The organism is Candidatus Venteria ishoeyi (assembly GCF_030378065.1).
Classification (GTDB): Bacteria; Pseudomonadota; Gammaproteobacteria; order Beggiatoales; family Beggiatoaceae; genus Venteria; species Venteria ishoeyi.
This window is the reverse complement of sequence record NZ_JAUCGJ010000002.1, coordinates 1-26,904: the sequence shown is the minus strand read 5'-3', so window position 1 is coordinate 26,904 and position 26,904 is coordinate 1. Positions and strand designations below refer to the sequence as shown.

At 43.2% G+C, this 26,904-nt stretch carries 27 protein-coding genes; 20 read left to right on the top strand and 7 right to left on the bottom strand.

Annotation, left to right across the window (positions count from 1 at the left end; genetic code table 11):
- The first annotated feature begins 72 nt into the window (after positions 1-72).
- The 7 genes from QUF61_RS00865 (at position 73) to QUF61_RS00835 (ending at position 4,749) form a co-directional block, all read left to right on the top strand.
- Positions 73-1,062 carry a hypothetical protein gene (locus QUF61_RS00865; protein ID WP_103920727.1) on the top strand — a complete coding sequence of 330 codons (990 nt, stop codon included), beginning with the start codon at positions 73-75 and terminating at the stop codon, positions 1,060-1,062.
- A 72-nt stretch (positions 1,063-1,134) separates the two neighbouring features.
- Positions 1,135-1,383 (top strand): hypothetical protein, encoded by a 249-nt coding sequence (locus QUF61_RS00860; RefSeq protein WP_289680005.1) that lies wholly within the window; start codon positions 1,135-1,137, stop codon positions 1,381-1,383.
- Positions 1,376-1,630 carry a type II toxin-antitoxin system RelE family toxin gene (locus tag QUF61_RS00855; RefSeq protein WP_289680003.1) on the top strand — a complete coding sequence of 85 codons (255 nt, stop codon included), beginning with the start codon at positions 1,376-1,378 and terminating at the stop codon, positions 1,628-1,630. The genes QUF61_RS00860 and QUF61_RS00855 overlap by 8 nt, the downstream gene beginning before the upstream one ends.
- Before the next feature lie 58 nt (positions 1,631-1,688).
- Positions 1,689-2,321 (top strand): nicotinate-nucleotide adenylyltransferase, encoded by a 633-nt coding sequence (gene nadD, locus QUF61_RS00850; RefSeq protein WP_289680002.1) that lies wholly within the window; start codon positions 1,689-1,691, stop codon positions 2,319-2,321.
- A 5-nt stretch (positions 2,322-2,326) separates the two neighbouring features.
- Positions 2,327-2,737, top strand: a complete 411-nt coding sequence (gene rsfS, locus QUF61_RS00845) for a ribosome silencing factor (RefSeq protein ID WP_103920724.1) — start codon at positions 2,327-2,329, stop codon at positions 2,735-2,737.
- A 117-nt stretch (positions 2,738-2,854) separates the two neighbouring features.
- Complete coding sequence (locus QUF61_RS00840; protein WP_103920723.1) at positions 2,855-3,343, top strand: hypothetical protein; 489 nt, start codon at positions 2,855-2,857, stop codon at positions 3,341-3,343.
- The gene (locus tag QUF61_RS00835) at positions 3,340-4,749 is read left to right on the top strand and encodes a dihydrolipoyl dehydrogenase (protein ID WP_103920722.1); all 1,410 of its coding nucleotides are present in this window, start codon (positions 3,340-3,342) and stop codon (positions 4,747-4,749) included. Before QUF61_RS00840 ends, QUF61_RS00835 begins: the two co-directional genes overlap by 4 nt.
- Positions 4,750-4,920: 171 nt before the next feature.
- Here the strand turns inward: QUF61_RS00835 and QUF61_RS00830 are convergent, their stop codons facing one another.
- The 4 genes from QUF61_RS00830 to QUF61_RS00815 all read right to left on the bottom strand — a co-directional run bounded on the left by QUF61_RS00830 (position 4,921) and on the right by QUF61_RS00815 (position 9,796).
- Complete coding sequence (locus QUF61_RS00830; RefSeq protein ID WP_103918747.1) at positions 4,921-5,133, bottom strand: hypothetical protein; 213 nt, start codon at positions 5,131-5,133, stop codon at positions 4,921-4,923.
- Positions 5,134-5,372: 239 nt separating this feature from the next.
- Entirely contained in the window at positions 5,373-7,118 is a 1,746-nt protein-coding gene (locus QUF61_RS00825; RefSeq protein WP_289679998.1) for a hypothetical protein, read from the bottom strand.
- Between the two features lie 317 nt (positions 7,119-7,435).
- Positions 7,436-7,885 carry a hypothetical protein gene (locus tag QUF61_RS00820; RefSeq protein ID WP_289679996.1) on the bottom strand — a complete coding sequence of 150 codons (450 nt, stop codon included), beginning with the start codon at positions 7,883-7,885 and terminating at the stop codon, positions 7,436-7,438.
- Positions 7,886-7,987: 102 nt separating this feature from the next.
- Positions 7,988-9,796: an Lcl C-terminal domain-containing protein gene (locus QUF61_RS00815; RefSeq protein WP_289679993.1), complete on the bottom strand. Its 1,809-nt coding sequence runs from the start codon at positions 9,794-9,796 to the stop codon at positions 7,988-7,990.
- 223 nt (positions 9,797-10,019) lie between these two features.
- Here QUF61_RS00815 and QUF61_RS00810 point away from each other — a divergent pair, with 223 nt between their 5' ends.
- Positions 10,020-10,853, top strand: coding sequence for a DUF6502 family protein (locus QUF61_RS00810; RefSeq protein ID WP_289679991.1), 834 nt, complete (start codon positions 10,020-10,022; stop codon positions 10,851-10,853).
- Complete coding sequence (locus tag QUF61_RS00805) at positions 10,840-12,318, top strand: DUF5666 domain-containing protein (RefSeq protein WP_289679989.1); 1,479 nt, start codon at positions 10,840-10,842, stop codon at positions 12,316-12,318. The genes QUF61_RS00810 and QUF61_RS00805 overlap by 14 nt, the downstream gene beginning before the upstream one ends.
- A 203-nt stretch (positions 12,319-12,521) precedes the next feature.
- On the opposite strand, the gene QUF61_RS00800 is transcribed toward QUF61_RS00805, so the two are convergent.
- On the bottom strand, positions 12,522-14,210 hold the full coding sequence (locus tag QUF61_RS00800; protein WP_103920717.1) for a GspE/PulE family protein: 1,689 nt from the start codon (positions 14,208-14,210) through the stop codon (positions 12,522-12,524).
- A 148-nt stretch (positions 14,211-14,358) separates the two neighbouring features.
- Between QUF61_RS00800 and amrS the strand changes: the two genes are divergently transcribed.
- The 8 genes from amrS to QUF61_RS00760 all read left to right on the top strand — a co-directional run bounded on the left by amrS (position 14,359) and on the right by QUF61_RS00760 (position 19,426).
- Positions 14,359-15,396, top strand: a complete 1,038-nt coding sequence (gene amrS, locus QUF61_RS00795; RefSeq protein WP_289679986.1) for an AmmeMemoRadiSam system radical SAM enzyme — start codon at positions 14,359-14,361, stop codon at positions 15,394-15,396.
- A 14-nt stretch (positions 15,397-15,410) separates the two neighbouring features.
- Entirely contained in the window at positions 15,411-15,881 is a 471-nt protein-coding gene (locus tag QUF61_RS00790) for a copper chaperone PCu(A)C (RefSeq protein WP_289679985.1), read from the top strand.
- A 136-nt stretch (positions 15,882-16,017) separates the two neighbouring features.
- Complete coding sequence (locus QUF61_RS00785) at positions 16,018-16,341, top strand: ArsR/SmtB family transcription factor (RefSeq protein ID WP_103920714.1); 324 nt, start codon at positions 16,018-16,020, stop codon at positions 16,339-16,341.
- Between the two features lie 34 nt (positions 16,342-16,375).
- Positions 16,376-16,579 carry a YgaP family membrane protein gene (locus QUF61_RS00780; protein ID WP_103920713.1) on the top strand — a complete coding sequence of 68 codons (204 nt, stop codon included), beginning with the start codon at positions 16,376-16,378 and terminating at the stop codon, positions 16,577-16,579.
- A 6-nt stretch (positions 16,580-16,585) separates the two neighbouring features.
- Positions 16,586-17,050, top strand: coding sequence for a rhodanese-like domain-containing protein (locus QUF61_RS00775; RefSeq protein WP_289679983.1), 465 nt, complete (start codon positions 16,586-16,588; stop codon positions 17,048-17,050).
- A 155-nt stretch (positions 17,051-17,205) separates the two neighbouring features.
- The gene (gene secB, locus QUF61_RS00770) at positions 17,206-17,724 is read left to right on the top strand and encodes a protein-export chaperone SecB (RefSeq protein ID WP_103920711.1); all 519 of its coding nucleotides are present in this window, start codon (positions 17,206-17,208) and stop codon (positions 17,722-17,724) included.
- An 83-nt stretch (positions 17,725-17,807) separates the two neighbouring features.
- On the top strand, positions 17,808-18,812 hold the full coding sequence (locus QUF61_RS00765; RefSeq protein WP_289679982.1) for an NAD(P)H-dependent glycerol-3-phosphate dehydrogenase: 1,005 nt from the start codon (positions 17,808-17,810) through the stop codon (positions 18,810-18,812).
- A 35-nt stretch (positions 18,813-18,847) separates the two neighbouring features.
- The gene (locus tag QUF61_RS00760; RefSeq protein ID WP_289679981.1) at positions 18,848-19,426 is read left to right on the top strand and encodes a hypothetical protein; all 579 of its coding nucleotides are present in this window, start codon (positions 18,848-18,850) and stop codon (positions 19,424-19,426) included.
- A 26-nt stretch (positions 19,427-19,452) separates the two neighbouring features.
- On the opposite strand, the gene QUF61_RS00755 is transcribed toward QUF61_RS00760, so the two are convergent.
- Positions 19,453-22,197, bottom strand: a complete 2,745-nt coding sequence (locus QUF61_RS00755; RefSeq protein WP_289679980.1) for a hypothetical protein — start codon at positions 22,195-22,197, stop codon at positions 19,453-19,455.
- Complete coding sequence (locus tag QUF61_RS00750) at positions 22,178-23,260, bottom strand: helix-turn-helix domain-containing protein (RefSeq protein ID WP_289679978.1); 1,083 nt, start codon at positions 23,258-23,260, stop codon at positions 22,178-22,180. The genes QUF61_RS00755 and QUF61_RS00750 overlap by 20 nt, the downstream gene beginning before the upstream one ends.
- A gap of 267 nt (positions 23,261-23,527) precedes the next feature.
- On the opposite strand from QUF61_RS00750, the gene QUF61_RS00745 reads away from it, so the two are divergent.
- From QUF61_RS00745 to QUF61_RS00735, 3 genes are all read left to right on the top strand, one after another.
- A complete protein-coding gene (locus tag QUF61_RS00745; protein ID WP_103920706.1) occupies positions 23,528-24,007 on the top strand; it encodes a hypothetical protein in 480 nt (159 codons plus the stop codon).
- 552 nt (positions 24,008-24,559) lie between these two features.
- The gene (locus QUF61_RS00740; RefSeq protein ID WP_289679976.1) at positions 24,560-26,251 is read left to right on the top strand and encodes a TIGR03032 family protein; all 1,692 of its coding nucleotides are present in this window, start codon (positions 24,560-24,562) and stop codon (positions 26,249-26,251) included.
- A gap of 19 nt (positions 26,252-26,270) precedes the next feature.
- The gene (locus QUF61_RS00735) at positions 26,271-26,615 is read left to right on the top strand and encodes a hypothetical protein (RefSeq protein WP_289679974.1); all 345 of its coding nucleotides are present in this window, start codon (positions 26,271-26,273) and stop codon (positions 26,613-26,615) included.
- Positions 26,616-26,904: the final 289 nt, after the last annotated feature.

Genomic DNA, 26,904 nt, shown 5'->3' with positions numbered 1-26,904 from the left:
TCAGATAATACCTGAAAATCTATAGCATTAAGTTTACTTAGTTTTTAGTATTAGCGGGGAGCGTCCAGGGTTATGGCAATTTTGCGATGTAATACATGTAGCCATATGAGGGAAGTGAGAAATGATTATATTGGAAAATCTGTCTCCTGCCCAAAATGCAAAAATTCAACACCGATCCATGACACAGTTATATTTGTTGAAAAAGTGATTGAAAAATATCATAGTGTATCTAACAGATTACGTCAGATAGAAAAACAAACCCAGACTCAGCTTATATCATCAAAATTACCCGAAAAACCCACGCTCCCTGCTGATGTTGATATTTTTAATACTACGGCGATGACTCAGAAGAAGGAATATGAACCGATTCTTCAATGGTTTAAGCAAAAAAAGATTCAGCTTAACATTAATCACAAAGCACTTGATACAACCGGTTTTTTTGATGAAATTGCATTAGCATTAGGAGAGAAATATGATGTATTAAAGGAGATCACAGATAGAATTAAACGTACACAAAATAATAACTATACATCAGTTACGCTTAATCTCTCCAAACATAGCCAAAAAGATACAAAAACCATAATTTCATTTTGTGAAGAGCTATATGAATATGCATTTGTTTCAAAATATTTTTATAAGAAAAAAGATAAGCGAGTCCATTTAACCCTGCAAACAATTCCAGGTATTATTAATTTTTTTAATGGAGAATGGTTGGAATGGTTTGTTTTTATGAAAATACTGACTCACTTCCATGAAAAGAAAGTGCAGTATGCCTGCTTAAGAAGTTTTAAGATTAATTTTCCCAATGAAGATATTCATGAATTAGATGTGTTTTTTATAAATCAAAATAATATTCCTGTATATATAGAATGCAAGTCAGGTGAATTTCGCTCAGAAATAGACAAATACATCAGGTTACGGAAACGCTTATCGATTAACCCCAAACATTTTTTAATCCTTGTTTTAGGTTTAAGTGATAAACAGGCACAGGGGTTAAGCAGTATGTATGACATGACATTTGTTAATGAACATAATTTCATGGCACATTTACCATTGGAATAAAATTAATAGATAATTTAGGCTTGTTTAAAAATACATTCCTTTTAGTAAAGTAATTGAAAAAGGAGAAGCATAATGAAACAAATTTGTTTACAGCTTGAAGATGATTATGTCCAAAAATTTATGGAACTATTAAAGGCATTACCAGAAAATAAAATTTACAAAACCTATACTTATACGGATGACCTAGGTGATCTTATTGAGGTCAAAGAGGGGGTTGCAGAGGTTATAGCAAGCACTGAGGATGTGGAAGCGATTCAAGCGGCGCAAGAGGGAGGGATTTATACCTTAATGGATATTAAGAACGCGCGTCGTGATGTATAAAGCCTACTTCAGTAAGCAAACCAAAAAATTTTTGGCTAAATGCGATAAAAGTATTTTTGAACGCTTTGAACAGCAGCTTGTTATGCTTATCCAAGATCCTTATTCCCAGTCACTCGATATTAAAAAATTAAAAAATCATACTTGCTACCGCCTGAGAATTGGAAAGTATCGGTTTTTATATGAAGTGCGAGAACAGGAATTAATCATCTTTTTTGTTAAAGCGGATAGTCGTGGTGGAGTGTATTAATGTTTTTCCATATTGCTACAATCTGTTACTTTCCGGGAAACAATGGGGTGTATAACAAATGATCGGAATTTTAGGCGGTACATTTGATCCCGTGCATCATGGGCATCTGCGGGTGGCTCTGGAAGTGCGTCAGCGTTTGCATATGGAGTCTGTGCATTTAATTCCTTCAGCGCGCCCACCGCATCGTGGCGAGCCTCAGGCCAGCGCAGAACTGCGTTTCCAGATGCTGCAAGCGGCGATTGTTGATACCGAAGGTCTGCTTGCCGATGACCGTGAATTACGCCGCCCCGGTGCGTCTTATATGGTGGACACACTGGCGGAACTGCGTGCGGAAAAGCCACAACAGCCGCTGGCCTTGATTCTCGGCATGGATGCTTTTCGTGGCCTGCATCACTGGCATCAATGGCAAAAACTTATTGAATTTGCCCACCTGGTGGTGGTGTATCGCCCGGAAACCTCAATCCCGATTGAGCCAGAAATTCAGCAATTTCTGGTAAAATACCAGACCCGCAAACCTAAACGTTTGCGCCAACAGCTCTCAGGCAGAGTGCTGTTGCAGGAAATACCCGCCTTAACTGTTTCTTCAACGCGCATCCGTATGCAGGTTGCCAATGGCGAAAATCCACGTTATCTATTGCCGGATGCGAGCTTGGCGCTGATAACCCAACATCAACTTTATATGAAAGCTTAATCATTATGTCTGATATTACTACACTCACTTCAGCAGTTTCTCCTCTGGCTGCAACTCAACTCTCCACCGAACAACTGCGCGATCTGGTTATTGATGCCATGGAAGATCTGAAAGCACAGGATATTTCCGTGCTGGATGTGCGGGCAATCAGCGATGTTACCGACATCATGATCATTGCCAGCGGCGCATCCAACCGCCAGGTAGCGGCGATTGCCAATAATGTCGTGGAAAAAGCCAAAGCTCAAGGGCAACAACCCGTGGGTACTGAGGGTGAAAATAACTCAGAATGGGTGCTGGTTGATCTAGGCGATGTTATTGCCCATGTCATGCAGCCGGAAGTGCGGGCTTTTTATCAACTGGAAAAACTCTGGGAAACTGCGCCGGAACAGGTGGTTAATGAACTGGCTTCACGTTAGTTTATAGGTTATAGTTTTTCATAGGCTAAAAGTTTCCAGCGTGGGTGCTGCCAACATGCCAAGCGCTGTCGCTGCCAGGAAATTATGTGCCTGAAAATCTCTATAAGGAGCCTGCCCATGCTTTTACTGTTGCGATTTTGTTGTTCATGTTTGCTGCTTGCATCATTCTCAGTTTTATCGGCAAAAACTGATGAAGCCAGTATTTATCAGTATGCCGTGCAAGCTGATTTTGCAGCAACTTATAAAACCTTGCATAGCGGCTTGCAAGCTGAAGGTTTTCGACTTAATGCGCTACCAGACTTTACCGCCTATTCAGTATCGGATAAGCAATATCAATACAGTGTTAAAAAAATTAACCGCCTGACGATTTACCAAAGCCAGGAGACAATGGAGATCAGCCAGTTGGAACCTGCGCTGCTGGCTTTGTTTCCCTTGCGTTTAACGCTGATTAAACAAGCAGACATGTCCATTATTTTGTTTTTACGTCCCTCTCATCTGGCACAGGCAGATAGTCCGGCCTTACCTTTATTACGGACAATTGAGCAGAAAATCATTCAGCGTATAGAACAAACATTAAGCCCGCTGGCGTCACAGGAACAGCCATGAATATCGATAGAAAAGTGTCTGTTGCGATTATCGGTGCTGGTACTGCAGGTCTCTATGCAACGCCGGATGTGCGTGATGCCACAGAGGGTGATTTTTTGCTGATTGAAGCAGGTAATTATGGCACCACCTGCGCGCGCACTGGCGGAATGCCCAGCAAAGCACTGGTACGTTTTGCGGAACAGGCGCAAAGTATTACGGAACTACGGGCTTTTCAAACGGGAAAAGTGAGCAATGCGCAAATAGATCAGGCCGCAATTTTGCGCCATATTCGCAAATTACGGGATCGATTTGTCGCACGCGTCGTCAACAGCATGAAACGAATTCCTGCTAACAACCGGATGCAGGGTTTTGCCACTTTTGTTGAGCCAAATATTCTGAAAGTGCGTAATAAATTGATTCAGGCCGATAAAATCATTCTGGCGACTGGCTCCAGCCCGGTAATTCCTGAAGGCTGGGAAAAATTTTCAGATCGCATACTCACTACCGACACCCTGTTTGAACAAAAAGACCTGCCCCCTGCAATCACCGTGATTGGCTTAAGCGGTATCGGCCTGGAATTAGGCCAAGCACTGCAACGGCTTGGCATTGAAATCAGTGGCTTTGATTTTCAGAAAAAAATTGCTGGCTTACAAGACCCTGTAGTGAATAAAACCGCAATTCATCTGTTGCATCAGGAAATGCCGCTATGGTTGGGCCGTGCGGTGCGGGTTAAAGAAGATGGTCGGCAATTACGGGTATTTAGTGGTGATAACAGTGAACTATCCGATAAGTTACTCATCACTTTGGGGCGTAGACCTAACCTCAAAGGACTGGGGCTGGAGCGTTTTATTTCCCAAACCGATGCCAGAGGTATTCCCAGCTTTGATCGCACGACCATGCAAATTGCTGATTACCCGATTTTTCTGGCAGGTGATATTGATGGTGAATCCACCTTATTTCATGAAGCCTGTGATGAAGGTCGTATCGCGGCTTATAATAGTTGTTATGAAAAGCAGGCATTTCAGCGCAAACAGCCATTCCATATCACTTTCACTGATCCGAATATCGTTCAAATTGGCAAAAACTGGCATGAAATCAAAGGTGATCCCAATATCACTATCGCTGAGTTAAATTTCCAATTACAAAATCGTGCAGTGATGATGGGTGAAGATCATGGGATATTGCGTTTATATGCCGATAAAACCACCCATAAACTGGTGGGTGCGGCAATGATTGCACCCCGTGGTGAACATTTAGGGCATTTATTAGCCTGGAGTATCGAACAGGGGCAAACTGTAGGGGATTTATTAAAAATGCCGTTTTATCATCCCGGTATTGAAGAGGGTCTGCAAACCACGCTGTATCAACTTTATGCGAGGATGCGTGATCGCAATGATAAAAAACCACCGGAATTGCATGTTATTTAACCTGTTGGACTTTGGACAAATTTGCCCAAAGTCCAAATGTTTACTCAAAATGGTTGGATTTCCGGTTTTGAGTATATAGGAGCGAGAATTTTATAACTTCAGCAACTTGGCTGGTCTTTTTCTCCATTTTCTGCGTTGTGCCTGTTTGGACTTAGGCAGTTACATAGCTTGCTATGCGCCTGTTTTCACGCCTTGAAAATGACTAAACAACCACCCGCTAAAAGACGGGTGGGTTAGAGCATTTGGCGGCTGAAAGCCGAGATACAGGGCGGACAAGCCCTGTTGTTTAGCCCCAACGGGGCGCATTAATATAGCCAGGGGTAACACCCCTGGAATTGTATCCGTGCCATTCACGCCCTGAAAGGGCAAATTAAAATATTGCAATCATTTTAACCTGCCCTTTCAGGGCGTAAACGTGTCATTCTCTACCTTGGGGCGTTGCCCCAAGCTATATTAAAATACCCCTTTGGGGTGTTAGTGCTAAAACCCATATTTTAAGTTTTACCGTTAAACATCAGAGATAAATCTGTTCGCCTGAAAGGCGAAGGTTTTAACCTTGTGCATGGAAAATAAAAATCCTGCGCCCAGTTCCTGTACTTATTTCATCCTCACTCCTACTCAAATTACTCTTCATCAGCATCAAATTCAGCTTCATCACCAACAGGTTTTGCATAAAATAACTGCTGATCACCATTGGTATTGATAAATTCAAATACTTCACCAAAAGTTACCCACTTGTAATATGGGGTTTTCTGAGGTGCGGTGTAATTGAGTTGAATATTGAAATCAGGCGTAGCATCCCAAAGGAAATTACTGTGCAGTCCAACGAAGTTTATATGACCATTGCTCTTAAATTGGAATGCTCCATTTTTTATATAAGGAAATGCTACTTCTTCGCTTTCAGCTTCGTCAGCCACAGAAGGATACAGCATTTGCATGGTACCATCTTCATAAATCATCTGGGCAACTTCATCAATACCTGGTGTACCAATAATAGTGATACCAGGAATTGAACCTGCTGGTGCTTTTAACATAAATGGATCACATCTTCCAGCAATAACACGTCCTAATGAAGGAATAGTGATTTTAAGATTACCTTTTTTGTTGACTTTAATTTCGCCACCAGGGTTAATATTTAGCAGCAACTTAGGTGCTTTTGGTGCGCCTCGTAATTTGATTCTCAGACCTGATGAAGTAACAAAAACAAAATGTCCTTTTTTATCTATAGAAATTTCTGGTACAGCACCTTCTTCAAGCTGCTCTACACCATCTGAATCAGGCATAAGGCTAAGTTCAACATCATCGCCTCCTGTAACTTTAATATTTCCCATTTCTTCTTGTTGAATGTTAAAGCCAGTTAATCCCTTATCTATCAGAAGCTGCTGGATTTCATCAAGAATACTATCACCAGCTTCAGCTCCACCACCAAGAGATATAGTTGAATTTAAATCAAACAGTGTTGGAAGAGTGAGACCAACAGGTAAAACTGTAATATCAAACTTTAGTTCACGCAATTTCATCTTGTGATGTTTGCCATGTTTGTGATGTTCATGATGATGATGATGTTTGGTATGCAACTTACCAGTTTTCACATCAATCGTCCAACCTACAGGCATAAAGGCTTCAATGTCTACTGGAGTTACTAAAAGTGGGTTGAGATTTAGGAAAAATTGAAATAAATCACCATCTGGCATTTGTATAAAAGCATCTTTATTTAGAGATGATAACAAATCCATGCCTAGGATATTGATGACTTCTGGAGAAAAACCACCCATATTATCCAGCGTTAAACCAGCTACAGCATCTATGGTTAATTTATTAAACAGTTCAACTGTAAAACCACCTACTGCATCGTGTTTAAGATTTGCGAGTTGTTCGGCTTGAAGTCCAGTTACTGCTTCAGGGTCTAAACTGCTGATTTGTTCAGCACTAAAACCACTCATGGCATCAGGATCAATACTACTGAGTTGTTCTTTGTTAAAACCGCTTACTACATTAGCAGGAATATTTGCAATTTGTTCAGCAGTAAGTCCACTTACTGCATCAGCAGATAACAAGGCAATATGTTCAACTGTTAGGGATTCCATTACACTTGGATTAATAGAACCAGCACTATCTTTGTCTACAGTTGCTAGATCAATTTCTATGATAACATGACTGTCAGTTGCGGTTTCATCCAGAACAATAATTACTCCTGAACCAGCTTCTACTGTGGTTGGGGTTGCGGTTTCATCCAGAATAATAATTACTCCTGAACCAGCTTCTACTGTGGTTGGGGTAGTAAGATCATTTTGGATAGCTGCTGGAAGATTTAATGACATTGTCATTAAGGCTGTACTAATTGCAATGGCAAGTTTGGTTTTACTCATGGGTTAAATTCCTTAATTGGGTTAAATGTTTTTTACATTATTTAAATTGGAGCGGGTGTTGATAAGGTAACTCACAAGAAATACCCCCCGTAGCGCGCAGGATTTTTATCCATTTTCAAGGCGTAAAACCGGCACATAGTGAGCTATGTAACAGTTTTTACAACACGGAAAATGGGTAAAAAGACCGGCGAAATGGAGGGGTATTATTTGCTGCGAGTTAGCTGAGTATAGCCTAGATTTTATAAATAAATAAGTAGGTAAGCATAAGTCTTTTAACATTTACTTTAACTAAACTTGGCACTCTGGCTAAGTTTAGCTTATCTTCTTGGACGGTCGGGTCTAAGAACGAGTTTGCCTCTATCTTCTTCACAGGTTCCTGTTAGTGTTTCACCACGGCGGTCTTTAAGCTGTGATCTATCGCCTGCGCTTTTTCCTTCACAAGCGGTGTAGGCTTCTGGGGGTGGGCCGCGTCTATCTCTATTGCCTTCTCTATCAGCATTACCTTGCTGGTTATCAGAACGGGGGCCGCGTCCTCCTCTGTCGGGGCGAAGCACTAATGTACCATTTTGATCTTCACAGGTTCCACTCACTGTATCACCGCGTGGACTCTTAAATTGTGAGGTATCGCCAGCATTTTTATTTTCACAGGCACTATAGGCTTCTGGGGGTGGGCCACGTCGCCCTTGTGGTTCAGCGTAAACTAGGGCAGATTGACTGGCTAATACCAGGGTTAGAGAGGTTAATAAAGTGGTTGTTTTGACTCTCATAGTTTTTCTCCATTCTATGTTTAAGATTTTTAAGTGCATCACTTTTATTAAGTGATGCACTTCATATTGTTAGACTAACCTTAATTCTCCCTTAATTCCCCCTTAGTTTAAAGGTGCGTTTTCTGGTACACAAGCTAAGCTGTTGTTGACAACCATAAGACAAACTCCGCTTAAATCGCCTTGAGGTGTTTGTATCGTGCAACTGCTATTTTCTGTTTGATTAGCACATGCGCTTAGTGCTTCTTGTGGTGGCTGTTGACCATCTGGTGTTGTTGAGTCTGATGGTGGAGGCTGTGTCGTATCTCCACCTGTATTGGGATTGACAACTGCTACGCTGCCGCCTGTATGAATCGCATCACTAACGCCACCACGGACTAAGCGCACATAATTGTTAATCCGAATCGCATCACCTTGAGGGCCATGACCAGTTGGGTAATCACTGGCATTACCAGTTTTGGGATCACTACGTTGGCTGCCTGCGCCGTGGACATCATGCCAGCTACCATTCATATAACCCAAGGAACGACCAAAGGCGACATAGGAACCACCTGCGCCCATACCGTTGGAGGAGACATGGGTGGTGCTGCTCCAATAATAGGCATAATCATCTTGTCCAGCTTCGTTGCTGATGACGGTGGTATTTAAAATAGGGTCAATAGCAGCACTGTTGCTGGTATCTGGAGAACGGCTGTAATCGACAATAAATTGCAATTCTTTGACATTAGGTAAACGCCAGTCGTTATAGCCTAAGTAGTTTTCGGCATTTTTCTGTGTCGCCCAGGTAAGAGCTTGTTGCCAGTTCATGCCTTCACTACTATCATTTTGTGTCCACATCAAATTGCTGGCTTGGTCAGTCACCGTGCCATCATTATTGTCTACAAATTGATTATTACCATACACTTCACCGCGTACAGGTTGGACATAAAAAGTTTTATCCTGCCCCATCAATTGCAAGCCATAACCTTTGATGCGCCCATCGGCAAAGTTCACCCCAAACAACAGTTGCTCACCACTGGCGGTACTAACATATAGGCTGCTACTGGCATATTGAGCATCAATAACCCGCTCATTTGCATTGGTATCACCATAATTGAAGCCAAACACCTCACCGTCTATATAGGGAATGAAGCTGGAAGTATCATTGCTAGTTTCACCACTGGGGTCTGCGCCTCTGAAATCCATTAAGGAATATTGTTCTTTAATGCTGGGCAATCGCCAATCGTTATAACCTGCATGGTTTTGGCTGTTCAAACTGTCAACATAAGCCCCAGCATTACTGAAGGAAAATTTATCGCTGGCATTGATTGCTCCATCGCCGTTGGTGTCAACGCTTTGTACCCACATCAAGCCAGTGACATTATCTGTAACCGTGCCATCGCCATTGTCGCTATATTGCGCTTGTGTACCTGTGTATTGTGCATCTTGACCAAAAAATTCACTGCCAGCTTCAGGGCAGGATATGGGAACACTATTGTCATAACAACTGGTTTGTCCAGTATCAACAATAACACCAGAGACCTGTACAGGGGGATTTGTGGTAGTAATCTCTGTTAGCTGTGTAAGTTCAAACTGGTAGCTGCCTGCCAATTGACTCAGTTCCGCATAAAATTGTTTTGCATTCAAGTCAATGGATTCAATCACTAAGCCCCCTGTTTCTGCTCGGTAAGTCGCATCAGGATCGGCACTGGCATTAACACTGACAATTGAGTTTTGTTGTAACTCAAGGATTACAGGGTTGGCATTAATGACTAATAAATCCAGTTGATAACTACCCAAGATGCCCGCATCAGTTTCCGGGATATGTAAAATCTGGCTATTGTTATCAAAATAAGAATTTGCCCATGCGCTTTGGCTCAGTGCCAAGGCAATACTGGCGGATAAGGCCAGAGTTTTGAGATTTTTATGGTTCATGATAACTCCCTTGCTCTATCAGAGATGAATAAAATTACTTAAAATCAATAATAGCGATATAAACCACACATCATTTCTGGTCTAATTAAACCAAAAAACATACAATGCCTCTACTTTTTTATTATTTTTGGACTATATTTACTGATAAGTGGTCATGTTTTTTAACAGTCAAAATAAAAAAACAGTACAACTAATTAGCAACTGGATAAATAGAGTCATCACTATGGATGAAAAAATTCAACAGGCATTAAGCATTAGTTTATTGCGTATATTCAAGTCATTAGCACGTCTGGTATTGCGCTTAGGCATGTCTTATGAGCAGTTTGATGAACTGGCAAAACAAGCCTTTGTTGAGGTGGTAGAGAAAGATTTTGCCCTGCCTAAGCGTAAACAGACAGATTCACGCATTGCCGTGGTCACGGGTTTGTCACGCAAAGAAGTCAAACGCTTACGCAATTTGGTCAAAGATCATGGCCAAGTACCCGTGCAATATAACCGTGCGGCACGGGTACTCAACGGATGGTTACGCAAAGCTGATTATTTAGATGAACAACAACAGCCCAAAGTGCTGCCATTAGAAGGTGAATCTGATAGTTTTACTGCCTTGGTAAAAGAATATGGCGGGGATATTCCAGTACGGGCGGTGTTGGATGAATTATTACGCATTGGCGCGGTGCAACGTGATAGTAACAACCATATTAGCTTGAGCAAACAGGCTTATATTCCCACCGATAATATGGCGGATGCTTTGGTGATTATAGGCACAGACACCGCATTATTATTAGATACCCTATTACACAATTTCAGCCAACCAGCAGAAAAATCCTATTTACAATTAAAAGTTTGTTATAACAATTTACCTGCCGAAGCCTTACCTGTATTGAGCAAATTATCTTCCGAAGAAGGCCAAGCCTTATTGCAAAAACTCAACCGCTGGTTTGCCTTACAAGATCGTGATGCCAATCCTGATGTAATCGGCAGTGGGCGTTATCAAGCCGGGGTTGGCATTTACTTTTTTGCCCATGAAACCAGCGAGAATCTCAATGAAACCACATAAAATTATAACAATTGCCTCGATATTATTATCCCTGTGGGGCTGTAGTGGTGGTGGTTTAAGTCTCGCTGAAGGTGGTGTTGAAGGTACGGGTTTGGGCGTTGGCTCAATTTCCGCTTTTGGCAGCATTGTGGTCAATGACATCAAATATGAAACCGAACAAGCAGAATTATTTATCAATGGTGTAGCCAGCGACATCAGCCAATTACATATCGGTATGTTTGTCAGTGTCACCGGTGAGGATAAGCAGGCTCAAACCATTCAATATTATGACTTATTACGGGCAAAACTGCGTTATATTAGTGACGAAGGCAAAAGTTTAATTCTGGCAGGACATACAGTATTAGTGGATAACAATACTGCGTTACAAGGTTTTTCAGATTTGCAACAACTGCAAATAGATGATTGCTTGCGCGTCAGTGGCTTGGCCTTGGGAACCAAAGGTATTCCGGCAACCTTTATCCAACGTTTGCCAGCACAAGACTGTGAGCAAGTTATTGTCAGTGGCTTGGTTTCCCATTTAGATCTCAATAACCAATATTTTTATTTGGCTGGTCTCAAAGTATCCAGCCAAAATCCCCAAAGCCAAGTGCCACTAAAAGCAGGACTTGCAGTAACAGTAATGGGGGCAATGACCCAAACAGAATTGACTGCTACACATATCATTGGGATTACCCCACTAAAACCCGTGCCTCACGGCATCGCCAATATTTACGGCACGATCACTAATTTTAACAATAGCCAAGATTTCAGTATTGAACACCAGCCTGCCCGTATTGATCCCAATAGCGATTGGTCAAGCGATATTTTGGCACAACTACAACAGGGTGTGCAGGTGAATTTACGCGCTAAGATTGCCGCAGATGGAGTGCTAGAACTAACTCCTGAACAACTACAATTTAGTAATAATAGCTCCTCACTGATACCGCATAATGAACCCTATCGTATTAGCGGGGAATTAGAATATATTAATCTGGAACAACAACAACTCACAGTTGCTGGTATCAGAGCTTATTACCATCCCCAAACCCAATTTCGAGACATCACCGAAGCCCAGCCCCGACTCCATGCCCAACACCTACGCATTGGTGACTCACTGACTATTGCCGGGTTTCAACAACAAAATGATTTACTTGAACTGAGCCAGGTATTCTACGAACCCTTTACTCCAGCCAATCAACGTCAATTGCAAGGGCTGGTGACTCAAATTGACCAACAAACCCAAACACTATGGATTTTTAACCACCCCATCCAAGCAGATCCACAAAGTGAATTTTTTGATATTCGCAATCAAAACATTACTCAGCCCCCGTTAGGTGTGCGCCTAAGTGCCCCTGAAAATACGCAAATAACAGCAACTGAATTTTTCCAATCTTTAGCGCAAGGCAGTTTGGTTTATGTATTTGCTCAGGTACTTGATGAGCAGATTATTGTGAAACATATGATAGTGATGGATATAGAGGATTGAATATTTCCTTGAACAAAATTAATCAGCCCAATAAGGAGTGAGAATTTTATAACTTCAGAAACCGGGCTGGTCTTTTTCTCCATTTTCTGCGTTGCGCCTGTTTGGACTTAGGCAGTTACATAGCTTGCTATGTGCCTGTTTTCATGCCTTGAAAATGAACAAAAATCCTGTGCCTGGTTTCGGTTCTTATTTCATCCTTGTTCCTAAATCCGTCCGGTCAAATCAATCACCCTGGATAATTCTTCCAAATCCGTGTCACCGGCTAAAACACGTTGTGCACCATCTTCTGCAAGTGTAATAAAGCCTTCACTGACAGCCACTTGTTTGAGTTCGTGTACATTAGTTTTATGCGCTATCTGTCCCATCAGCGTATCGTTCATGCGTAAAATTTCCATTAATGCCAAACGTCCTTTATAACCACGCTGATTGCATTGCGGACAACCATTGGCCTGATACAGGGTAAGTGCCTGACTGGTATCAATGCCTAACAACTTGTGTTCCAGTTCTGAAGCACTATAAGCTTGTTTACAATGGCTGCATAAACGTCGCACCAGACGTTGACCAATAATGCCAATGATATTATCTGCCAGCAGGTCGGGTAATACCCCAATATCCAGCAGACGCGGGATTGAACCGATGGCGGAATTGGTATGTAGGGTGCTGAAAACCTGGTGTCCGGTCATGGCAGCGCGAAAGCCCATTTCCGCCGTTTCCTGATCGCGGATTTCCCCGATTAATACAATATCCGGATCCTGGCGTAAAATTGCGCGTACCCCTTGGGCAAAATCCAGTTTTACTGCTTCATTCACGGAAGTCTGGCGCACCATGCTCAAATGATATTCCACCGGATCTTCCAGGGTCATGATGTTGACTTCTTCGGTGTTCAGGTAGTTGAGAATGGAATATAAGGTTGTGGTTTTACCACTGCCGGTAGGGCCGGTAACTAATATCACGCCCTCAGGTCTTGCCAGCATTAATTCCAGCAGGTGTGATTGTTCGGGTTTCAGACCCAGTTTTTCCAGCGGAACAATGCCTTTTTCACGATCCAAAACACGCAGAACAATATTTTCACCATACACGGTGGGCTGGGTGGAGACACGAAAATCAATTGGTCGTCCTGCCAGGGTCAATGAAATGCGTCCATCCTGGGGTACGCGGGTTTCCGCGATGTTCATATCGGACATGACCTTAACCCGCACTGCAATCGCTGACCAATAGTCCTTATGCAGGCTGCGCACCTGCTCCAGCACGCCATCTATGCGATAACGAATCCGTAAAAATCCCTGCTCGGGTTCAAAATGAATATCGGATACGCCACGTTTGACGGCATCGGTCAGCAGCGCATCAACTAAGCGCACTAAAGGTTGATTATATTGATCCTGATTGGCAATGCTTTGATAATCGACTTCCCCGGTTTCGATTTCATGTAAGATGCCATCTAGCGATAAATCAAAACCATAAGCGGTATCAATGGCTTCCAGCAGAACCCGTTCACTGGATAATACCGGCCTGACTTCAATCTGATTACCCAGATGCGCGGTTAATTGATCCAGGGCGATGACATTAAAGGTGTCAGCCATCGCCACCACCAGCAGATTTTTCTGGGCATCATAGTTGACTGGCAATAAGGTATGACGCTGGGCAATACTTTGCGGCACCATTTGTATGGCTTCGTTATCCAGTACAATCTGTGATAGATCAATACTTTCCTGCTGGTAAGAAGCACTCAGAAAATCACGCAGTACAGTTTCAGAAACAAAACCCAGATCAACCAGAATTTTTCCCAGTTGCTGATAATTACGTTTTTGATCGGTCAGCGCAATTTTCAATTGGTCTTGGCTGATAATACTGGCTTCAACCAGTAACTCTCCCAGTTTGCGATGTGCTTGCACGCTCTATTTATCCTTGTTCCTTAGGTGATTTCTGTTAAAGAACACCGCATTAAGTTTGTATTTTATTCTCTGGCAATCGCCTTATTGCTTTCTTCTGCCATACTAATAAGAAATGGCCTGAGTAATTTCTTATTGGAGACAGTATACAATGTATAGAGAAATTTCCCCTGGTGTTGTTAATACCCAATATTGGCATCCTATTGATGACAAGCGCATACAATGCGATCTGTGCCCACATTTTTGCCAGCTCAAAGAAGGGCAGCGCGGTTTATGTTTCATACGCGCCAATCAAAATGCAAAAGTGGTGCTGACAAGTTATGGGCGTTCCAGTGGTTTTTGTGTCGATCCCATAGAAAAAAAACCACTGAATCACTTTTTTCCCGGCAGCAGTATTTTTTCGTTTGGCACCGCAGGTTGTAACTTATCCTGCAAATTCTGCCAAAACTGGGATATGAGTAAATCCCGGGAAATGGATATTCTTGCTGCACGCGCAGGCCCGGAAGAACTGGCAAAAACAGCGCTGCAACGGGGTTGTCGCAGCATGGCCTACACTTACAATGATCCGGTTATTTTTCTGGAATATGCAGTGGATGTGGCACAGGCCTGCGCAGAGGTGGGGGTTCACTCCGTTGCGGTATCGGCAGCTTATATCAATTCCCCGGCACGGGAAGATTTTTTCCGGTATATGCAGGCGGCAAATATTGATTTAAAAGCGTTTTCCGAGACTTTTTATCGGCGTTTAACTGGAGGGCATTTACAGGTTGTGCTTGATTCCCTTGAATATCTGGTTAAAGAAACCCAGATATGGCTGGAATTGACCTGTTTATTAATTCCTGGCGAAAATGATACTGATGCGGAATTGGAGGCCATGACCCAATGGATAGTCGAACATCTGGGAAACCATATCCCGATCCATTTTACGGCATTTCATCCGGCCTGGAAAATGATTGATAAACCACGCACACCACTGGCAACTTTGCAAAAAGCACGCAATATTGCATTGGCAGGCGGCCTGCTTTATGCTTACACAGGCAATGTCCGGGATATAACCGGCAGCACCACCTGGTGTACTCACTGTAATCGGGCGCTGATAGTGCGTGATGGTTATAGCATTGTACACAATCACCTTACTTCACAAAGTTGTTGCCCTTATTGTGGGACGCAATGCGCAGGTATTTTTTCATAAGGAGTTTCAGTTTAATGTTTCTGATAACAAAAACACATTTTATGCTACTTGCAGGTGTGCTCTTGAGTCTGTTGACAGCGCCGGTTTTTGCGCGGGACAAAGACAATATGGACACATTTACCGATGTCATTGCCCACGATGCCTGGATACGGGAAGCACCACCGAGCATCCGGGTATTGGCAGGTTATCTGAAACTGGAAAATAAAACCGGTTATGATATACGCCTGTTACGTGCGAACAGTCCTGATTTTATGCATGTGGAAATTCATCAGATGGCAATAGAAGGGGGCGTTGCGCGTATGACAGAATTGCGGGAATTAATGATTCCACCCTATCAGACGATTAGTTTATTGCCCGGTGGCTTGCATTTGATGATGATGGGTAGTAAAAAAGCATTAAAACAAGGGGATAAGGTTAAAGTCACTTTATATTTCAGTCATGGCGCACCATTATTCTTGGATATGGAAGTGAAAAAAAGCTTTTAACGGCGTATAGAACTGTCCAAAAATATTAAGATATTGTAATATATCCGGCTATTACTTGAATTCCATACTAACAGTACAAAGTATATTCTCTTGCGCCCACTATTTTAATGGGCGCGCATTATGTTGGAAACACACTATGACAGACAACAGTCCCATCGCCTTGATTACCCAGGATGAAGATATTGAACGCGCATCCCGTTCAATGAAAGCCATGTCCCATCCCCTGAGATTAAAAATCCTTTGCATTTTGGGGGAAAGTGAACTGAGTGTTCAAGATATTGTTGAGCATGTCGGTACCTCCCAGAGTAATATTTCCCAGCATCTTGCTATTTTGCGTGACAAGGGTATTCTCGCTTCCCGCAAGGATGCAAACCGGGTATATTACCGCGTCAGTGATGCGCGCACATTGCGCCTTATCAGTATGATGCGGGACGTTTTCTGTTCATTCTGTCATAACTGATTTTTTTACTATTCATCATACGAGGGGTTTTTTTATGAAATTAAATAATATTATTTTTGCAATGGCCGGTAGTTTTGTTCTATTAAGCCTGGTATTGGGCGCATCCGGCAGTCCAATTTATCAACATGAATATTGGCTGTTTCTGGCAGCTTTTGTGGGTTTAAACCTGTTTCAAAGCGCCTTTACCGGGTTTTGTCCCGCTGCAATGATTTTAAAAAAACTGGGAGTGCAGGAATAATCCCTTATGGAGAATCTCCCTGAGTTTATTGCAAACCATAGCTTACTGGTTTTTGCTTTTGTTGCCATTGCCGGATTCTTATTCTGGAACCTGCTCAATGATGGTCCGGGCGCAGGGCGCTTGAGTCCTAATGAAGCCGTTGATTATATTAATCATCAAGAGGCCGTTGTCATTGATGTACGGGAAAACAATGAATTTGAAAATGGACATATTATTGATTCCATTCATATTCCACTGGGGCGTTTGAAAACCGGTCTTAAACCACTGGAAGTACACAAAACCAAACCCGTGATTATCAGTTGTATGTCTGGTTCACGCTCAGCACAAGCGTGTAACACCTTGCGCAAAAATGGTTTTGAACAGGTATTTAACCTCAAAGGCGGCGTGATGGCATGGCAAAATGCAAGTCTGCCGCTAGTCAAAGGCAAAGTAGCCAAAGAAAAACAAAAAAAGAAAAAAGATAAGTCATAAAGAAAGTAATCATCCTGGAGGCTTAATTTATTTTTTTGCTCCCCCAGGATTAAGCAGCGTTGCATAGGGATGATTTTTTTGACCGAAAAAATCAATATAGCCAAAAATGAAGCCCCTGCGTAACATCAGTTATTTATTAATCAGGAATTATCACCGTGAGTGAAAACGAAAATCCACAGCAAAACACACAGCAACCACCACAACAGTATGTGGCAGCACAAAAAATCTATACCAAAGATATTTCTTTTGAAACCCCCAATACACCGGCTTTATTTATCAAGCCTTCACAACAACAACCTCAGGTAAACTTCAACTTATCTGTCAGCAGCAGCAATCAGGGTGAAAATCTGTATGAAGTGGTTGTCAATATCACTGTAACGGTGAAAATGGAAGATAAAACAGCATTTCTGGTTGAATTGCAGCAAGCAGGTTTATTTGCCATTGCGGGTTTTGCCCAAGAACAAATGCCTTATTTAATCAACAGCTACTGCCCGAATATCTTATTCCCATTTGTACGTGAAACCGTTGCTGATTTGGTCAGCCGTGGTGGTTTCCCGCAATTACTGTTAGAACCTATCGATTTTGACAGCTTATTCCAGCAGCAGGTGCAACAGCAGCAAGCGCAACAACAAGCGCAACAAACTGAAGAAGCCGGAACTGCAACGGTTAATTAAGTGAGTTCGATCTAGGCTTCATTCATCGCTTATGGCGATGAAAGTTGCTTCCACCTCATGCTAAATCCTTGAAGGAATCAACAATGCAAGAATGTGATTTTCTGGTTATTGGTGCAGGCTCCTGGGGCACTGCGCTGGCAATTTTACTTGCCAGGAATTCACATCAGGTCTGGTTATGGGGTCATGATGCGGCGCATACTAAAGAATTACAGCAACAACGCTGTAATCAACGTTATCTGCCTGAACAAAGTTTCCCCAAATCACTGCAAGCCATTGACGATTTGGAAGCAGCGCTAAAATGTGCCAAGCATGTGCTTATTGTCGTACCCAGTGGTGCTTTTGCTGAAGTAGTTGCGCGTATTGCGCCGCAATTACCGGAAGCAACCGGCATCTGTTGGGCAACAAAGGGGCTGGAGCAACGCACACAGCAACTCCTGCATCAAGTTGCGCAGCAGCATTTTGGCAAAAACAAACCAATGGCCGTCATCTCCGGCCCCACCTTTGCTGGTGAAGTCGCAGCCGATCTACCCACCGCCATGACCATTGCCGCAGATCAACTGGAATATGCTGAATCGCTTGCGGCGTATCTGCGCAATGCCCACTGCCGGGTGTATACCAGCACCGATATGATAGGCGTGCAACTGGGCGCTGCCGCAAAAAATGTGATCGCCATTGCTGCGGGCATTGCCGATGGCATGAAACTCGGTGCTAACACCCGCGCAGCCCTGATTACCCGTGGCTTGACCGAAATCATGCGTTTAGGTGTCGCACTAGGCGGACAACGTGAAACCTTTATGGGATTGGCGGGTTTAGGTGATTTGGTATTAACCTGCACCGATAACCAATCACGTAATCGGCGTTTTGGCTATGCCCTGGCGCAGGGTGAAGGCATTCAACAAGCGCAACAGGACATTGCGCAAGTGGTTGAAGGTGCTCATGCCGCCAAACAAATTGTCACGCTGGCGCAGCAACATCATATTGAAATGCCCATCAGCGAGCAGGTGAACCTGGTTTTACAGGGCCAATGCACGGCTCAACAGGCGGTACACAATTTGTTATCGCGTGATCCCAAGCCCGAAATCGAATAAAACCTGAGTTTGAAGTGAGCTTATTGCATATATCTATGCTTAAACGCTTGCGGCAGGCTGTTGTTGATTTTATTCTGTTACCCCTGCGTTTTGTACACTACGCAAAAGCCTTTCTTATTACCGGTGCCATTGAAATTGAAACCCCGTTTCAGTTCCAGCTTAGTCCTCAATTACAATATCAAGGCCGCTTTAAAACCCTGATTCAACTCGATGGCGACCAACTCAATATACTACCTGATCTCATTGACTTCCCCCCGGCTCTAGGTTGGCAATCCTGTGTGCAAACATACAGTGAACAACACTTTGCCAAAGTGGACAGGGCGCTGCGACAACTTGACGGCTTAGGCAAAACTGCGGCTCGTATTTCTCAGCTATTTGGCAGCACCTCAGGTTTATTGTCAGGCTGGATGTTTGAAGTACCCGAAAACTTCCAGCGTCTAATCGCACCATTACTGCGTAGACTGACAGAAATCCACCCATTATTTGCCGATATTTCCGGCTTTTTACTGTTCTCACTCGCCAGCGCTCTGGTTGCTGGTGGTCTCTATTATCATCTGCTTCACCCACTGTTAATGACCTTGATTATTCGCCGGATAAAGCGTTTATGGCGTTAAGGAGACCTGTAGCAGGAAAGCTTAAACTATTGCGTTAAAAACCAATGCCGAATTAACTCAACTTGAAAGCAGTATTCTTGCGCAACAGGTTCTTCTAATATATCCTGTTGTTTTAATTGAGTTAAACAGGCTTGCAGGTTTTCTGAAGCAAATGGTATTTCCCGCAAGTGAACTAAGTCCAGCGTTGCCTGCTGCTCAACTTGCCGGGCGATAAACTGCAAAACCTTGCGTCCCAATTCACCTTGTGCGTGCCCTAAGTAAATCAAAAACTGACTGGCGCTTTGTAATGCCATCGGTATCGCGGCTTCTACATCAACAGCAGAAACTTTGTTTTTTATTTCAGCCTCTTGACGATTTTTTACTATTACAATGGCCTTACACAAATATTGCAGCAAGGCAGGGTGTCCATGGGTCAACGCCAATATTTTTTTAATTGCAGCCTCATGGTATGACAGCTTATGTCTAACCGGGAGCACAATCAATTCCCGCGCTTCCTCAGCCTGCAAATACCCCAGGCGCAAAGTTTCCACATTAATCAGATAACTGGCCCAGTCAGGTGACAGATAAGCCCCGGTTAATAAAATTTTGAAATGTGGGCGGTGCTGGATAATATGCCGCAAACTGCCCAGTATCATATTTCGTTCCAGACTGCCCTCAACAAATGCCAGCTCTAAACTTTCCAGCTCATCAAAAGCCAGTAATAATGTTTGTCCGCTCAAAGCATCTTCAACACTATCCAGCCATTCGTTAAAATCCGTTACCGGCTCTCTTTGGAACATTTTCCGATTAATATCAGGCAGAACCAAACGTCCACTTTGCCTGGCGCTGCGCGTGACAATACGGCTGACATTATAAAAAAATGCAGCAGGATTGGCAGCGGAAATGCCCTGTAAATCCAATACCACCGGCACATAATCATGGCTTAAGAAACGCTCTAAATGATTCAGTAAGGAGGTTTTGCCCATGCGCCGTTGCCCCAACAGTAAAATAGGCGGCGCATACACGGCCTGCAACAGTTGCTCTATCTGGGTGGCGATGTCACGGCGTCCGACAAAAACCCCGGTAATCGCTGTAGTCAAAGGAACGCCTGTGATGTAGGGATTTTTAAATGGGCGGTTTTGCTCAATACGCTGACTCAAGTCCCGTACCTGATCGTTAAGCAAGCTGCGCCAATGCTCTACAATCCGGCACAGGCGCAAGCTTTCTGCATGTTGGACGTGGGTCAAATCTTTCAGCAATAAACCCGCTACATCCATATCAGTTTCTAGAGATTGGCATTGAATGGGTTTATCAGATGCCGATAAGCTCTGTTCTATTGCATCACTGAGTTTGCTAAAACGTATCAAATGATTTTGTAACGTTTCTGGTGGCATGGGTAAATAATGGTGTACGGTTTTAATTGCTGCCAAAGATTGGCATCGCTCCAAAGCCCGAATAAATAACTCCAGTTGCGCGTTTAATACTGCCCAATACTGCGGCGTCTTATTTAGATAAGAAAATGCAGCCTCAGCCGCCTGACTATCACGTTCCGCCACCAAAACCAGATGTTTATCCAAACCATACAGCGGCAACCATTGATGCTCATCCCAATAAGCACTGTGGTGGGATAATAAATTCCCCTCATCATGATGTTGTTCAGCCCGATACAAAAACTGGTTATAAGGCATTTGCAACAGATAAAACAAAGGCGATTTCCACCAGTGATAGGTCAGACCCAGCGTGAACCCTGCGATACTGCCCAGCAGCGCATGCCCCACAGGCTGCCCTGTAAATAACATTACCAGCAAATAAACCCCGGCACTGCCCAGTAACCCCGCAACAATGCCGCTCCAGTTATCAGCCATCCCCCTGGTCAACAAATAAGGTAAACCAAATAATACCGGAAACAATAAGCCATTCATCAAGCCACCAGCCAGTGGCTGTAATAAGAAAAAATCAGCAATAACTTCAGCCTGGCTGAGCAAAGTCACAATCCCTAAAGCAAAAGTGCCTGCTAATAACACCGCAGTCCACCACAGTCGGGTATACAAAGCAAATGCCAGCCCTACGCCCAAAGCCGTACCCGTTGCCCAGAGTATCAATGAATTGGGGAAAAAACGGAATAAAAGTGTGTGGAAAATAAATGCAGTAATAAAAATAATGCCAGCTGTGCTAAACAGACCAAGCACTACAGCTATAATTTGTTTTAGCGAAATGCAGCGAATACGCTGCAAGAAAAGGTTGATATTTGAAAAAACAACACTGTGTATTTGGATGTTGGCAAGCCGTATTTTTTCATTTTCTTGATTAACTTTTGAATTCAAAGTACTCAAGCTGACAAGTACATGGCTGGCCATGCCCAAGGCGGTTAAACCTGCAATCAGACTCCAGACAGGTGCCAATTGGTATAAAAAACCAATCAGCATCCCCCCAAGCAGTGCAGCTACTACGGAAAAAGCAAAGGAGACGATGATACCGCCAAATATCCCGCCAACAAGGCTGATGGTCATGCTATACACAAAACCACGCAACGCAATTTCAATACTTCCCGACAATAACAACCACAAGCCTGAAATGATACCAACATAAAACGGCCCGATAATATACGCAACAAATAGCAAGTGCCGTATTTCAGCTTGCCGCCAATGTGCAGGTTTCAGATCAGACAGAGTAAAACCTGGTGCTAAATCTGGGGCAATTTCAGCAACGATGCACCGCCATTTCGATGGTTGAAAAACCAGATAAAACAGAAGATAAAAACAGGAAAATAAATTATGAGAATAAATAGGCATAAGTTTCTTTCAGGGCCAGACAATCTGCTTGCCAGTTTTGCTCCTCATATTTCAGTGCATTGAGCCGAATCTTGCAGCACTCCTGCAACACCACAGGCCAAGTACCGAGCTTGTCTATAAACCAAATACTGTCTTCATCGGTAATACCCATATGGGTTAGAAATTCCTCAGCTTCTTCAGGGCTTAATGCCCCTAATGTTTTTCGCTCAAAGACATTAAAAAATGGTGAGGGTTTACCCAGTTCTGCCGCCCGCGCCTCCAACTGCGCGGGTGCTTGGCGCGAAGTGATACAAAACCCAATGCGCTTGCCTGCCGGACTGCTCGCCAGATGGCGCATGGTATTCCAAAACCGCTGGTCTAACGCTTCTGATTCCAGTCCGAATTCAATATCATCCATCAGGATAATGGCTGGCGCGGTTAATTGATCTTCAATGATTTCTGTAAAGTGATCTAAATCACAAGCATCAGGTGCAGGTAAACTCAATTCAGCCAAGATATGTCGCAAGAGTTTCTCCAGGCTTAAAGTCTTGGCATAACGAAAATCCACATAAACCCATTGTAAATCCTCGCTTAACCAATCTCTATACTGCTTTGCACGCAACCGGGTTGCATGATGAATATCCCTTAAATAATTGAGTAAAGAAGTTTTACCACTGCGCTTTCCCCCGGTAATCGCAATATGTTCAAACACAGGACGATTCCAGGCATCAAAGATTTCTTCAAGTACACGAGTGCGACCAAAAAAATCAACGGGGCGACGTATGGAAGTGGTTGTAGTTGGCACCGTCTGATACACCATAACGACAGGATGATTATCAGACCACCTTGGCTCTTTTACCATCTTATAGCCCGCACTATGCAATAACAAGCTGGTATCTGCGGTATCCAGACTCAATGCCTGAGCCAGTTTAATCATATGGTTATAGTCAGGATGCTGTACTGCACCTTTCTTCCACTGACTGATAGCCGCTTTACTCACTCCAATTTTCTGTGCTAATTCAATATCTTTCAGGCCTGATTTTCTGATAAGTCTGGGTAAAACATTCTCTAGTGTTAATTCCATTTTATTTCCCTTATTTACATTATGTTAAATGCACTTAACTTTATGATTAAGTATTTGTAAATCCAGCTTAACTTGATTAAGGCTAAAATCAGTTCATGATAAAAACTAAAAAACCTTAGAATTTATTTATCATTATATACATTATACGATTTATTAGTTAATAGATTAAGCAAGCATAATTTAATAAAAAATGGATTAAAGCCTCATTAATTTTGGTTTCCAATATTTATAACTTTATGCTTATTTCTAATTGCTGAGGATACAATAATGAACCCAAATATTATTCGTCATTTTCTTTCAGAAGAAGAACAACGTAATGGATATTTTCATCTTAAATGTGAGGATACAGATACCTGGTTTGGTTATTACATATTAATTGCAACAAAAAAAAGAGCAATCCTTTTAAGACATGATGTATTTTCAACCAAAGAAAAAAGTGACAAATGCTGGAGTCAATTGGCCAGCGTAAGATTCCAACATGGCTCATGGTATTCTTATAGTCAGCTTACTTTGAAATTTTATCGTTACCCTTGCCATAATCCATTACAAAGGAACAGTAAAGTTAAATGGAATGTTTTTTTTAATTCAAAACATAATGTGGAAAAAATGATTCACTTTCTGCAACAGCAAGAGGATAACGCCAGATCATATCGTGCTGAACTAGACCATAAATATATGGCAATGCACCCACATATGGGCGCATTCAGGGTGGTTCATGGTGCTTTGCCGCATAGGAAACAGGATTGAATAATCACTAAGGAGTGAGGATGAAATAAGTGCAGGAACTGGGCGCAGGATTTTTATTCATTTTCAAGGCATGAAAACAGGCGCATAGCAAGCTATGTAACTGCCTAAGTCCAAACAGGCACAACGCAGAAAATGGAGAAAAAGACCAGCCCAGTTTCTGAAGTTATAAAATTCTCACTCCTAACCAGCACTTTACTGCAATATTCAAAATTATGTAAAAAAACAAAAAATCAGCAGCAGCACTCGCAGTGAGACGGGAAGAAAAAGTCTAGGAGGCTGTCCGAGAACTCAGGTTTTCAAAAAACTAGATTTTTAAATTATTGATAAATAATGGGTTAAATATAGCAAAATAATTAATTTTGCTATATTTAATGTAGAAAATTCTGCAACATTTATACGGGAGTAATAATAACAAAGCAGTAATCCTGAAGCGATAAGGCGTTTACTCCTACGCCGGAAAGGGGGCTAAAACCCTGTAAGGTCAAAGACCTTACGGGGTTTATTACTGTTTAGCCTGCATTCAGTATCAACATGCACATAGGGAGTATCCTAGTGTCCAGTTCACTCAAAATTCAAGGCCACAGCCTCCGCCTCCGCCCCAGCAAAGCGGAAGATGTGGAGGTATTGTTCCGAGCTTACCATAACCCAAATTTTCTACACCTGTTTGCCACAGGGCGCAAGCCTCCGCAATCCCTTGAACAAATACGTTGGGCTTTGCGTAAGCGTGCTGTAATAGAACCGGAACGACTGGGTTCCCTGGAATGGATGATAATCCACCACCGGCATGGCCCTATCGGTTTGGTAGCTTTGCATGACTACAGTGAAAGTCAGGCGGAATACCGCATTGGATTGTTTAAACCCTGCAACCGGGGTCTTGGTATTGAAGCCACCATGCTGGCGCTGGATTTAGCTTTTAACCAGCTCAATTTACGGCAAGTCTACAGCCTGATTTATAAAAATAATCTTGAAGCTGGAGAAATGCTGAAACGGATAGATTTTCTGCCACAAAAGCAACAACCTGCGCAAGCATGTAACAAACAAGGCAATCCCGTAATACAATACACTACTGTCTTAACCCTGGAAAGATTCAGAAACAGTCACAAGCTGGCCCGTTATGGACAGCGCCTTACCGGGCGGAATATTACGGCAACGGAAAATCACACGCCCCCGGTTTTCTATAACAGACGGTCAGTGCGGAGGCAATCACAGGCCACAGCTTTTGCTTGTAACTATGACCCTGAATTTGCAGCATTAATCTCCCGCCTCGGCTGCACGCTGGCACTCAGCACCTATCAGGCTGGTAAACTCATCCTGCTCAGCGCCCAGGGGGAAAAACTCATACAACTGCCGCGCAGCTTTAACCAACCGATGGGACTGGCAGTATCAGAAAAATACCTGGCGGTGGCACAGCAGGAAAAAGTCACCATCCTGAGCAATGCCTCTAAACCTGCATCGGAATACCCGCACCAAGCCAATACTTATGATAATTTGCTCCTGCCTCGCACCACCTATCACACGGGCGATTTGGACATTCATCACATAGCCTGGGGCAAAGCCGGATTGTGGGCAATAAATACACGTTTATCCTGCTTGAGCCTGATTGATGGTGATTACAACTTTGCCCCATGCTGGCAACCACCATTTATTCGCCGACTCACGCCCCATGACCACTGTCACCTCAATGGCCTCGCCATGCAGGGCGGTAAACCATGTTACGTCACCGCGCTGGGTGATACCGACACGCCCGAAGGCTGGCGTAAAAATATACTGAAAGGTGGCGTGCTGGTGGATGTGGACAGTGGAGAAACCATCACCAGAGGATTAGCCATGCCCCATTCACCACGTCTTTATGATAAAAAACTGTATCTGTTGAAGTCGGCGCACGGTAGCTTGCTGCAAATTGATACCGATACCGGCAAGGCCCACGAACTGGCCCGCCTGCCCGGTTTTGCCCGTGGTATGGCGCGTTGCGGCGATTATTTATTTATTGGCTTGTCGAAACTGCGTGGCAAGTATTTCAACGACCTGCCTATTGCTAAAGGTAAGTTATTTTCCGGTGTCATGGCTTTTCACCTGCCCAGTGCTAAAATTGTGGGCAGTTTGCATTATCTGAATGGCTGTGAAGAAATTTATGATGTGCAGGTGCTGCCTGGCCTGTCTCGGTTTGGTATTTTAAATGCACAAGGGGAAGGGTTTCGGCAGGATTTGAGTGTGCCAGAAGTGTATTTTTGGCGTAATAATTAAAATTTCCACTGGAGCGGAATTGTTGCTTGAATCCTTGTTTAAGCAGCAGTATAGCAGTCTGCATGATGCGGTGGACTGCTTCTTTGTCGCAAAAAAACCAGATGAAGCAGCCAAAGAGCGCCAGGAAAAGGCACTGGAACGGATAAATATTCTGTTGCCAGCCTTGCCCAAACTATCAAAACATCCATTTTGGTTGACAGGAATAGATGCAACACCGGCATTGCATCCGTATGCAAGTACGCTGTCAGACCACGGTGTAACCTATTACCCAAACCCCGCACCAGGAAACAAACCAATTGGTGTAGGGCATAGCTACTCGGTATTAGCATTACTATCAGAGCATGAATTCCAAACGCCACCTTAGGTAGTCCCATTGAGTTGTGCCAGGATACCCACACAACAGAGCACCAACCAAGTAGCAGCAACGCAGATGACCTCATTACTGAGTGAAGCAGGTTTACCAATCGGACTTGAGTTAATAGTAGGGCAATCGCATCAAATTTACTGCATAGTCAATATCTTATAGAGATAGTCTTGATCAAGAGCAGCTTTAAGTCGTTTATTAGCAATACCCGTTTTATGAGAAGAATCCTGCTTAAGTAAACTCAAAGCAATATGACGTAGCACTGCAAAATTCTCAGGTCCATTATCTT